This window comes from Mesorhizobium sp. M00.F.Ca.ET.216.01.1.1, from assembly GCF_004010325.2.
In the GTDB taxonomy this organism is placed as follows: Bacteria; Pseudomonadota; Alphaproteobacteria; order Rhizobiales; family Rhizobiaceae; genus Mesorhizobium.
The window spans coordinates 1-281 of the sequence record NZ_SADR02000597.1 but is presented as its reverse complement, the minus strand read 5'-3'; the positions used below and the strand labels follow the sequence as shown (position 1 = coordinate 281).

Genomic DNA, 281 nt, shown 5'->3' with positions numbered 1-281 from the left:
GTGACATTCCACTGGCCAACGTTTGTCGACCCATGCTGCCTGTCCATCATTTGAATAACTCGCGCTCGCAGCGCGTCTTGTGGCTACTCGAAGAGCTCGACGTTCCGTACGAGATCAAGCGATACGAGCGCGATCCGCAAACCATGCTCGCGCCGCCCGAGTTGCGCGCGGTGCATCCGCTCGGCAAGTCACCCGTCATTACGGACGATTGACTGACCATTGCAGAGTCGGGCGCGATTATCGAGTATCTGGTCGGCAAGTATGGGCAGGGCCGTTTTGCG

1 pseudogene is annotated in these 281 nt (G+C 58.7%); it reads left to right on the top strand.

What is annotated here, in order from left to right:
• Window positions 1-32: 32 nt before the first annotated feature.
• Window positions 33-281, top strand: a pseudogene (locus tag EN859_RS37590) (glutathione S-transferase N-terminal domain-containing protein); the annotation flags it as partial.